Source organism: Actinoplanes awajinensis subsp. mycoplanecinus, assembly GCF_001509495.1.
Lineage (GTDB): Bacteria > Actinomycetota > Actinomycetes > Mycobacteriales > Micromonosporaceae > Actinoplanes > Actinoplanes palleronii.
In genome coordinates this window covers 25,729-34,285 of the sequence record NZ_LLZH01000005.1, presented here as the reverse complement: position 1 = coordinate 34,285, position 8,557 = coordinate 25,729, and the positions used below count along the sequence as shown (strand labels likewise).

5 protein-coding genes, 29 tRNA genes and 1 pseudogene are annotated in these 8,557 nt (G+C 69.6%); 32 read left to right on the top strand and 3 right to left on the bottom strand.

Annotated elements, in window-relative coordinates; genetic code table 11:
* The first annotated feature begins 389 nt into the window (after positions 1 to 389).
* The 30 genes and pseudogenes from ADL15_RS02400 (at position 390) to ADL15_RS02260 (ending at position 4,820) form a co-directional block, all read left to right on the top strand.
* A tRNA-Trp gene (locus ADL15_RS02400) sits at positions 390 to 462 on the top strand.
* A gap of 277 nt (positions 463 to 739) precedes the next feature.
* Positions 740 to 812 (top strand) — tRNA-Phe (locus ADL15_RS02395).
* A gap of 182 nt (positions 813 to 994) precedes the next feature.
* Positions 995 to 1,066, top strand: a tRNA-Glu gene (locus ADL15_RS02390).
* 80 nt (positions 1,067 to 1,146) lie between these two features.
* Positions 1,147 to 1,217 (top strand) — tRNA-Gly (locus ADL15_RS02385).
* 404 nt (positions 1,218 to 1,621) lie between these two features.
* Positions 1,622 to 1,696 (top strand) — tRNA-Leu (locus ADL15_RS52545).
* Between the two features lie 3 nt (positions 1,697 to 1,699).
* Positions 1,700 to 1,775 (top strand) — tRNA-Thr (locus ADL15_RS02380).
* A 12-nt stretch (positions 1,776 to 1,787) separates the two neighbouring features.
* Positions 1,788 to 1,860: transfer RNA gene (locus tag ADL15_RS02375), tRNA-Gly, on the top strand.
* A 73-nt stretch (positions 1,861 to 1,933) separates the two neighbouring features.
* Positions 1,934 to 2,378: pseudogene (locus ADL15_RS50940) on the top strand (HNH endonuclease).
* Positions 2,379 to 2,408: 30 nt separating this feature from the next.
* Positions 2,409 to 2,480: transfer RNA gene (locus tag ADL15_RS02365), tRNA-Gln, on the top strand.
* Positions 2,481 to 2,636: 156 nt separating this feature from the next.
* Positions 2,637 to 2,709, top strand: a tRNA-Thr gene (locus tag ADL15_RS02360).
* Between the two features lie 197 nt (positions 2,710 to 2,906).
* A tRNA-Leu gene (locus tag ADL15_RS02350) sits at positions 2,907 to 2,988 on the top strand.
* Positions 2,989 to 2,992: 4 nt separating this feature from the next.
* Positions 2,993 to 3,065 (top strand) — tRNA-Ala (locus ADL15_RS02345).
* Positions 3,066 to 3,100: 35 nt separating this feature from the next.
* Positions 3,101 to 3,173: transfer RNA gene (locus ADL15_RS02340), tRNA-Asp, on the top strand.
* 4 nt (positions 3,174 to 3,177) lie between these two features.
* A tRNA-Ser gene (locus tag ADL15_RS02335) sits at positions 3,178 to 3,262 on the top strand.
* Between the two features lie 11 nt (positions 3,263 to 3,273).
* Positions 3,274 to 3,350: transfer RNA gene (locus tag ADL15_RS02330), tRNA-Ile, on the top strand.
* 1 nt (position 3,351) lies between these two features.
* A tRNA-Arg gene (locus ADL15_RS02325) sits at positions 3,352 to 3,428 on the top strand.
* Positions 3,429 to 3,476: 48 nt separating this feature from the next.
* A tRNA-Pro gene (locus tag ADL15_RS02320) sits at positions 3,477 to 3,549 on the top strand.
* 5 nt (positions 3,550 to 3,554) lie between these two features.
* A tRNA-Pro gene (locus ADL15_RS02315) sits at positions 3,555 to 3,628 on the top strand.
* Between the two features lie 117 nt (positions 3,629 to 3,745).
* Positions 3,746 to 3,833, top strand: a tRNA-Ser gene (locus ADL15_RS52540).
* A 1-nt stretch (position 3,834) separates the two neighbouring features.
* Positions 3,835 to 3,905: transfer RNA gene (locus ADL15_RS02310), tRNA-Lys, on the top strand.
* Between the two features lie 95 nt (positions 3,906 to 4,000).
* Positions 4,001 to 4,073 (top strand) — tRNA-Lys (locus tag ADL15_RS02300).
* A gap of 1 nt (position 4,074) precedes the next feature.
* A tRNA-Met gene (locus tag ADL15_RS02295) sits at positions 4,075 to 4,154 on the top strand.
* Between the two features lies 1 nt (position 4,155).
* Positions 4,156 to 4,229, top strand: a tRNA-Val gene (locus ADL15_RS02290).
* A 5-nt stretch (positions 4,230 to 4,234) separates the two neighbouring features.
* Positions 4,235 to 4,308: transfer RNA gene (locus ADL15_RS02285), tRNA-Glu, on the top strand.
* A 1-nt stretch (position 4,309) separates the two neighbouring features.
* Positions 4,310 to 4,380, top strand: a tRNA-Asn gene (locus tag ADL15_RS02280).
* A gap of 43 nt (positions 4,381 to 4,423) precedes the next feature.
* Positions 4,424 to 4,509, top strand: a tRNA-OTHER gene (locus tag ADL15_RS52535).
* Between the two features lies 1 nt (position 4,510).
* A tRNA-Val gene (locus tag ADL15_RS02275) sits at positions 4,511 to 4,583 on the top strand.
* Positions 4,584 to 4,585: 2 nt separating this feature from the next.
* Positions 4,586 to 4,656, top strand: a tRNA-His gene (locus ADL15_RS02270).
* Between the two features lie 2 nt (positions 4,657 to 4,658).
* A tRNA-Tyr gene (locus ADL15_RS02265) sits at positions 4,659 to 4,746 on the top strand.
* Positions 4,747 to 4,820: transfer RNA gene (locus ADL15_RS02260), tRNA-Arg, on the top strand. It abuts the tRNA gene before it with no gap.
* A gap of 407 nt (positions 4,821 to 5,227) precedes the next feature.
* Here ADL15_RS02260 and ADL15_RS02255 read toward each other — a convergent pair.
* Genes ADL15_RS02255 through ADL15_RS52530 form a run of 3 tightly spaced genes read right to left on the bottom strand, consistent with a single transcriptional unit; the run spans position 5,228 to position 6,413 of the window.
* Entirely contained in the window at positions 5,228 to 5,935 is a 708-nt protein-coding gene (locus tag ADL15_RS02255) for a hypothetical protein (protein ID WP_067684673.1), read from the bottom strand.
* Complete coding sequence (locus ADL15_RS02250; RefSeq protein WP_157441110.1) at positions 5,932 to 6,318, bottom strand: hypothetical protein; 387 nt, start codon at positions 6,316 to 6,318, stop codon at positions 5,932 to 5,934. The genes ADL15_RS02255 and ADL15_RS02250 overlap by 4 nt, the downstream gene beginning before the upstream one ends.
* A complete protein-coding gene (locus tag ADL15_RS52530; protein ID WP_157441109.1) occupies positions 6,270 to 6,413 on the bottom strand; it encodes a hypothetical protein in 144 nt (47 codons plus the stop codon). The genes ADL15_RS02250 and ADL15_RS52530 overlap by 49 nt, the downstream gene beginning before the upstream one ends.
* Positions 6,414 to 6,793: 380 nt before the next feature.
* On the opposite strand from ADL15_RS52530, the gene ADL15_RS02245 reads away from it, so the two are divergent.
* On the top strand, positions 6,794 to 7,315 hold the full coding sequence (locus tag ADL15_RS02245; protein ID WP_067684670.1) for a sigma-70 family RNA polymerase sigma factor: 522 nt from the start codon (positions 6,794 to 6,796) through the stop codon (positions 7,313 to 7,315).
* Complete coding sequence (locus ADL15_RS02240) at positions 7,308 to 8,531, top strand: hypothetical protein (RefSeq protein WP_067684668.1); 1,224 nt, start codon at positions 7,308 to 7,310, stop codon at positions 8,529 to 8,531. The genes ADL15_RS02245 and ADL15_RS02240 overlap by 8 nt, the downstream gene beginning before the upstream one ends.
* Positions 8,532 to 8,557: the final 26 nt, after the last annotated feature.

Sequence of the window (8,557 nt, the reverse complement as noted above, 5' to 3'; positions counted from 1 at the left end):
GAATAGAAGCGTCAGAACTCCTATCCTCCCAGTCCAGAGGGCACTTTCTATCTTCCGGGGTGCCGCCGTCTCACCATTCAGCGGTGGATCGAGGCTGAGCACGCCCGCCGAAAATGTGATTGCGATGGCAAGCCGCAACACCTACCGTCATCAGCACCCCAGACCCAACCGGCAAGGAGCAGCCCGATGCAACGCTGGCACGCCACCACGAACCCGCAGCGCACGCTGCCGGGCTCGGCTGCCTGCGCTTTCGGGACCTTCGAGCAGGTAAGCATCAACAAGCCCCACCCCGGGAGGCGCACCTAGCGCCCGCCGAAGCGCCCAGCGCCGAAGCCGCCTCCCGAACCGGGGAAGGCGGCTTCTCTGTTTTCACCATGCCATTTTTTAATAGGGGTGTAGCTCAATCGGTAGAGCGCCGGTCTCCAAAACCGAAGGTCGCAGGTTCGATCCCTGTCACCCCTGCAACGTCCCCCGCAGAATGCTTTGCGGGAATGGACTTGTCGGAACCCTCCGGGGTCCCGGACTTGAGAATTCAACAGCGGAAATGACATGAAACAGATCCCGCCGCCGGTGCCACCACGGGCCCGCCGCCGGATCTCCCACGCGCCGGCCGGGAAGGCGTCCCCACGCTTCCCGCGAGTACCGGGCCAGGTGAAGCTCTGCAGTGGGGGACTGCATCTGCATCGGTTGGCCCCCGGAACGTCGGAACCAGCGCCCTCGAGGAGGGCGCGCGCCATATGCCCACTGAGCTCGGCAGGTCGAGCGCTGCCCTGAAAAGGCGGAGGTCGCTGGTTCGATCCCAGCAGTGGGCACGCAACGGCAGGAAACGCGGCGGGTACGCGCGGAGATGGCCCGGCCGTAAGGCCAGCCCCCGGAACATTCGAGTCCGGCCACGTATGACCGTCCCTACCCGAGCACCAGGTGCGGCGCTCACGAGATGAGTGCTGGCTGCAAAAGCGGCGGGTCCGTCTGGCGGCCCCGACGCGGCACCCTTGGACCCGTGGAGCAGCGGAACGCTCACCAGGCCCTCAACCTGGAGACGCCGGTTCGATCCCGGTCGGGTCTACAAGCTCGCGACAGCCCCACGGGGGCGGAGACGGCCGGTACCTGCCGTGCGGTTTTCGACTCCCGCAGGTCGCGAACGATGCGGGCGTAGCTCAGTGGCAGAGCTCCTGGCTTCCACCCAGATCACAGGGGTTCGATTCCCCTCACCCGCTCGTAGCCGAGAAACGGACGCCGAACCCAGCACGGCGACCCGCTGTCCGCGGGGAGGTGGGCCGGAGTACCGGCGTCAGACAGGTGCCGGTCCCGGGGCGGCGGACACTTCGTGCTGGCTGGCCGGGATGCGCGGCCCGGCCAGCCAGCAGCACGGGAGTAGCTACCCGAGCAACGAGGAACGTCACCGCCCCACCCGGCACCGTGAACCTTCTGGGTTGGGCTGACGGCAGGCCCGACGGGGTTTTGGTCCCCGGTACAGACGCAGGTTCGAGTCCTGCACCCAGAGCGAGAGGCGCGGCTGACCGCCGCGGTCGGTCGGGCTCGCTGCCCGGCCGGCGAAGGACGTGCAGTGATCCCCGATCGGGGCCGCGGCTGCTGACGTACCGGACTTCGCTAACCACCCGCCTTGCTACCGCAACTGGCAGAGGGCGCCGGCTCAAACCCGGCGACGGTCTCGGTGCGAATCCGAGGCGGGGCACACGCCGCCGTAGCTCACCTGGCAGAGCGCGGTCCTGGTACGACCGAGGCACCCGGTTCGACCCCGGGCGGTGGCTCCACGAACAAAGCACGCGGACGTAGCGCAGCTGGTAGCGCACCACCCTGCCACGGTGGAGGTCGCCGGTTCGAACCCGGTCGTCCGCTCTCACCCGGAACCCAGCGTCCGGGAACCCGTCGCCGGCCCGGCACAAACGATCACGCAGAGGAGGTGACCTCGGTGACGACGGAAGCCCTGGTACTCAACGCCGGCTCACAGCCCCTGCAGCGGGTCAGCCTCCGCCACGCGATCCGGATGCTCGTCCGCCAGGTCGCCGAGATCACCGAAGCACACCCCGACCGGCACCTGGGCGTTCCCGCTGCCAGCCGCCGTCCGGCTCATCCGGTACGTCGTCACCCGGTGGCGGTTCGGCAAGGGCCCCGGCTGGACGAAGACCGGTGTCCTCGCCCGCGACGGCCGCCGCTGCGGGTTCTGCAACGGCCGCGCCGGCACGGTCGACCACATCCACCCCGTCTCCCAAGGCAACCGCAACACCTGGATGAACACGATCGCCGCCTGCGGAGCTTGCAACAACCGGAAGGCCGACCGCACCCCCGACGAAGCCGGGATGCGGCTCCTCTTCCATCCGGCCATCCCGGCCTGGGCGAGCATCGCCCACCGCTGACCGGGCCCACCACGGGCCCGGTCAAGCCGATCTCTTGTGGTCTAACGGCAGCGACGCCCGCCTTTGGAGCGGGAGGTTCAGGTTCGAATCCTGGCGAGAGAGCGACCGCGCGCGCTCGGGCGGATGAACGTCCGAGAGCAGGCAGCGCCCCGACCACGGTCGGGCACCGCGTGGCCGGCAGAACCCGGTGCCGCTCCCCGCGCGGGAGAGGACACAGAAGACGGCGGGGCGAGTCGTCCCCGGCGGCGCCAATTCCACGCCGATGTAGCTCACCAGGTAGAGCGCCGCTCTCGTAAAGCGGAGGCACCCGGTTCGATCCCGGGCGTCGGCTCGATGACGCACCCGTCGTAGATCAATTGGCAGATCATCCGGCGCGAGCCGGGAGATGCGGGTTCGAGTTCCGCAGGCGGTGCGTCACCACAGCGGCTTCCGGCGCGCAGGGGCGGGCGGGCACGTACGCGGGGTTCCAAGGGTGGGCGCGGGCTGGCCAGGCAACGCGCATCAAGCCCCGCAAAGCTGTCCCACCCTGCGCTCGTGGTGGAAACGGGAGACACGCCGGCCTCAGGCGCCGGTGCCGCGAGGCGTCCGGGTTCGACTCCCGGCGAGCGCACGATGGGGGTGAAGCTCATCAGGTTGAGCGTCCGGTTTGCACCCGGAAGGTAGCCGGTTCGAATCCGGTCTCCTCCACTCGGTGACCGCCCAGCGCGGTCACCGCACACCATGCCGGCGTAGGGGAGCGGAGTCCCCGCCTCCCTGTCACGGAGGAGATCGCGGGTTCGAACCCCGTCGCTGGTGCTCTGGAGCCGTGGCCGAGAGGACGATGGCGCTGCTTTGCTAAAGCAGATCGGGTCACACCGACGGGGGTTCGAATCCCTCCGGCTCCGCGCAAGACAATGTCGCCGTAGCTCAGCAGGTCGGAGCGCCGCCCTGATAAGGCGGAGGACGCTGGTTCGAACCCAGCCGGCGACACCATGCCCTCGTAGCTCAGCTGGACAGAGTGCCTGGCTACGAACCAGGAGGCCGCAGGTTCGAATCCTGCCGGGGGCACCAGGCGCGCACCACGAAGGGGTTGGAGGCCGATGGTGCGGATGCCGGAATCGGGATGTGGCGCAGTGGGTAGCGCGCGTGCTCGGGGAGCACGAGGCCGCCGGTTCGAGCCCGGCCATCCCGACGCAACTGGGTGTGGTCCAGCTTGGTAGGACGCTGCCTTCGGGAGGCAGAGGACGGGGGTTCAAATCCCTCCACCCAGACTTTCTCTCTCCGCTTCGACCAGGCGGAAGTCGTCGCACCGGTAGTGGGCACCCCCGGAGAATCCGTGGACGCGTGCGGACAGGACGCTCGGGGCGCACTGGGAGGGGGAGAGAACTGGACGGGCCAGCCGATGGGCGCCGGCCGCGGTCTCGAAAACCGTTGGGGGTAACACCCGTGCGAGTTCGACTCTCGCTCCGTCCGCCACGTGCCGCTAGCTGAGTGGTTTAGCACCCGCCTCTTAAGCGGGGGAGCCCGGTTCGATACCGGGGCGGCGCACGCATCATGCCCTTGTAGCTCATCAGGACAGAGCGCTCGTCTCCTAAACGAGAAGCAGCTGGTTCGAGTCCAGCCGGGCGCACCAGCACGACCAAGCCGTTGGCGCCCGAGCGGACGGGCACCGGACTTTTAATCCGGACTGTGGGGGTTCGAACCCCTCCGGCGGCACTGGGGAGTAGAGGAGCTCGGTTGTCCTCGCCAGCCTCATAAGCTGGAGATCGCGTGGTTCGAATCCCGCCTCCCCCACCACGTCCGGCTAGCTCAGCCTGGTAGAGCGCCGCCCCGACACGGCGGAGGCCGCTGGTTCGAACCCGGCGCCGGACACGCAACGCGCCTTCGGCTATGGGTAGGCCCCGGGTCTTTCAAGCCCGAGAAGCGGGTTCGAGCCCCGCAGGCGCGACCAATCTCCCGTCGTTCAACGGCAGGACAGCGGACTGTTAATCCGCCGATGGTGGTTCGAATCCACCCGGGAGAGCGGGGCCATGACGGGCGGTTCCACCAACCCGCGTGACCCAACTGGAGGGGCCGGCCCGGCTTCGGAACCGCGACGGGAAATCGCGGGAGCGGCGACGCGCCGAGGGTTCAAATCCTTCTCCCTCCGCCATGCCCGGCTAGCTCAGCGGAACGAGCGCCCCGCCCACACCGGGGAGGCCGCCGGTTCGACCCCGGCGCCGGGTACTGCGGTCGTAGCTCAGTGGTAGAGCGCCAGGTCGTGGCCCTGGAGGCGCGGGTTCAACTCCCGCCGGTCGCCCCGCAGGATCGCCGACGCAGGAGAGTCGGGGCCGGCTGTAAACCGGTCGCACCAGCTGCTCAGGGGGTTCGAATCCCTCATCCCGCACCATGCCCTCGTAGCTCAGAGGAGAGAGCGCGCCGCTCCGACCGGCGAGGCCGCAGGTTCGATTCCTGCCGGGGCACGCTGTACGACCACGGTCTTGGCTTGGGCACCGGGCGGTGCCGCCCGCCTGCAAGCGAGTTCTCCTCGAGGATGACCCGGTTCGACTCCGGCCTTGGCCTCCACGCTCATGCCGTTTCCGCTGTTGAATCAACCAGTGCGCCCGAGATCGTAGTGAGCCACGCGCTGAGTATCGGCGGCACAGCCCTGTCGGAGGAGTTCTCGGGGCAAAGAAGTTCCGGTCGCATGAGACAGCGGCGACCCCGCAGAGCAACGGGCAGAGCCAGTCGCTGCAGGGCTCGGTGTTGTTAAGAGAACGCTTGCTCGGGTGAGGTCGTCGAGGCGTACCTCGAGCCGGTCGGGGGGCTGCGCCTGCTGGAACATCCGCAGGGTGGCCATCAACCGGAAGAATTGGTGACCGGCCAGTCCGCTACTGGTGAGGTCGGTGGTGATCGCGCCGCCGAGTTCGGGTCGTTCGATCTTCAGGCTGGCGGTGAACACGCCGGCGCCGTCGTGCAGGGTGATCCGGGCGCCGCGGCGCCCGGTACTGGCTGGGCCGGGGGTGCAGGGCGATCCGGTCGCGTACCGCGCCCGTTTCGGTGACCACGGCGAGCTGGAATGTGCTGGCCGGGTGCATGCTGGTGCCGCCGGCGCTGAGCACGATCTGCTCGCCGGGACCGGTGGCGCCCAGGATGTCGGCGATCGAGGGAGTCGCGTCGTCATGGGGCGCGATCAGGTAGCGGGCGTCGAGGGTGAGGTCGCCGCCGTAGTCGCGGATGTCGCCGAGGCTACGGACCAGGGCCGCGTCGTCGTCGTTGGCGCTGGAGAGATCGAAGACTGGCGGCATACCGAACTCGTCGTGGTAGCCCGGCTTCGGGGTGTAGGTCAGGATGATGCCATCGGCGGTGGTGGTGAAGTCCTGGCGCCAGGTGCCCCCGGTGTCGCGGTCACCGAGGGCGGTGCCCGGTTCCACCTCGTCAGGTTCGATCACGACAAGGGCCGAGTACACGACGGCTCCGGCGGCCAGGGCGCAGGCGGCTACGGCCTCCTGTCGGGACTGCACGGGGCGGTCGGCGCCGAGCGGGGTGCCGCCGGGCCGGGCGGTCAGCAGCGCCGTGGCGCCGGGGTCGCCGGTCACGGGTAGCACTCGACGGAGCAGATGGAGTCGATGAACCCGTCAGGTCGGGGTGGCTCCGGAACCATTCGTTTCGGGGTGATCTTGCGGGCGGCGGTCCAGGCGAGGAACGACGCGACCTCACGTTTGGTGCGGGTAGGGGCCTCGGTGAGCCACCGTTCGAGGATGGGCTGGGTCAGGTCGCCGATGGTGTGGTTCTGCGCGGCGAGCCAGTCGAGCAGGTAGAGGGTCTGGCGTAACCGGCCGCGGTCGTTCTGGCCGGACATGTGGGTGTAGCGGCCGCGGTGGTGGTCGCGGCGGGCCCGGCGCAGCACGACCCATTGCGCGTAGGACTGGATCAGCAGGGCGTGGCTGCGCGGGCGACGGGCGAGTTGCCGTCGAGCCACGGTCCGAGCGAGGCGAGTGGCTCGAACCGCTGCGGCAGGACACCGCCGGCGATCAGCAACTGCCGCAGGTAGGCCAGCTCTTGATCGGCGGGCATCCGGTCGAGCAGCCGTGGTCTATGGGCACTCTGCTGTCGGCGAGCCGGGCGTTGGCGCTGCGGCGTAGCCAGACGAGCAGGTCCTGCGGCGTCGAAGTACTCAGGCCTTGCCGGACCAGGGGCTTCGACGCGCATGTGATGGATTTCCTGAACCTGGACTTCCCGGCACCGGAGATTTCGACGCGGTTTTACGCGATGAACTGCTCGGTTACGCCACCACGGCTGACTTCACCGTCGAGGACGTCCGCCCGATCGGCGCTGGCACCGGCTGCCGCTTACCGTCGCTGACGCTGCGGCGGTAAAAATATCGGCGGGAGACGCAACCTGGCGGTGGAGCTGTTGGTCCTTCCTCTGACAGACGTCGATACGGGGAGGGCGATTTGAGTGCCGAGGAATCGGTGCGGCAGGCGTACGTGGCCTACTACCAGCGGCTCGTGACGCAGATCGCCGGGCTGGTCGGGAACCTGGCCGAGGCCGAGGACGCGGTGCACGAGGCGTTCGCCCGGGTCCTCGGGTCACCCGCCTCGTTCCTGCGCGCCGACGACGCCGAACGCTGGCTGCGGGTGGCCGCCCTCAACGTGGCCCGGACCCGCTACCGGCGGCGGTGGCTGTTCGACCGCCTGGTCCGGTCCGGTCGGGTCGAGATCGCGCCGTCCGCGGTGCCCGGCGTGTCCGGCGACCGGGTGGCCCTGCTCACCGCCCTGCGCCGGCTGGCCCCGCCAACCCGCGAGGTGATCGTCCTGCACCACCTTGCGGACCTGCCGGTGGTGGAGGTCGCCGCCACCCTCGGCATCCCGGTGGGCACGGTCAAGGCCCGGCTGGCCCGCGGGCGGGCGGCGCTCGCCCAGTTCCTGTCCGACGACGAGCCGGTCCCGATGACCGAGGAGGTCCGCCATGCTTGACTCCCAGTTCGACAGGCTGCGGGCCGAGGTCGGCGGCGCGGTGCGCCAGCCCGATTTCGATTCGGTACGCGACCGGGCCGCCGTCCGGAAACGCCGCCGCCGTACCGCCGCAGTGGTTGTCGCAGTGCTTATCGCCACCGGCTTCGGCTTCGCCGTCAACCGTGGCCCGGCCGCCCCCGACCAGGTGGCGACCGTCGACCCGGAACCCGGCTATCCCCGGCTGATCGGGCTGACCAGCGCCGGAAACGACCTGTACGCCCTTCAGGAACCGCGCCCGGACAGTGCCGCCGAGCTGCACGTGTCGCCGGACGGCGGCGCCACCTGGGCGTCCCGGGACCTGCCGCCCATGGCTGTGGACGCCGACCCGTCCCGGGAGGGGACGTTCACCGCGCTGTCCACCGGTCTGGTGCTGTGGCGGGAGAACAACGTGGGCGCCACCGAGCGGGACAGGTTCTGGATCACCCGGGACGGCGCCCGGAGCTGGACCCGGCCGGAGATCGGCACCCAGCCGGTGGACACGGTCCCGGACGGGGTGCGGCCGGTCGACTGCGCCCTTCTGGGGGTCACCACCTGCACGGTCGGCGTGGTCGACCCGGACACCGGCCGGTTCGCGCCGCTGCGGAACCAGCCCACCGGCTTGAGCCCCGAGTTCTCGGTTAACGGAGATGTCATGGTGCCGTTCGACGGGCAACTGTGGGTGCCCGGCATGGACCCGGACACGCAACGGCCGGCGATGGCGAGCAGCTCCGACCGCGGCCGGACCTGGCACACCCACGTCTTCACCGACGCGGTACCGGACGAGCCCCGCCCCGGCGACGATTTCATGTCTTCCATCCGGTTCGTGCCGGAACTGGCCGCCGGTTCAGGTGGAGCGGCGTACGTGCTGACCTTCCGCTCGAAGGATCTGATCGACGTGCACCACACCACCGACGGCGGGCTGACCTGGCAGGTCGGCGACACGATCCAGGGCGCCCTGCTCAGCGCCGGGTTCGTCACCCCTGACGGTACTCACGTCGCTTCCCGGACCACCGACTTCGTCGCCGGTCAGGGCACCGGCCCGTACACGCCGGTGACCCTGCGCGGCTTCCCCGGGAACCCCCTGTACCGGGTGCAGGTCAGCGGGCCCGGAACGACGGCGCCGTACGTCGTGGTGACGGAGACGGCCGCGTACCGCTCGGAGAACGGCCTGACCTGGCAGCAGATCCGCCTCCCGTAACCCCAGCAGGTCCACGTCCGCCCCTG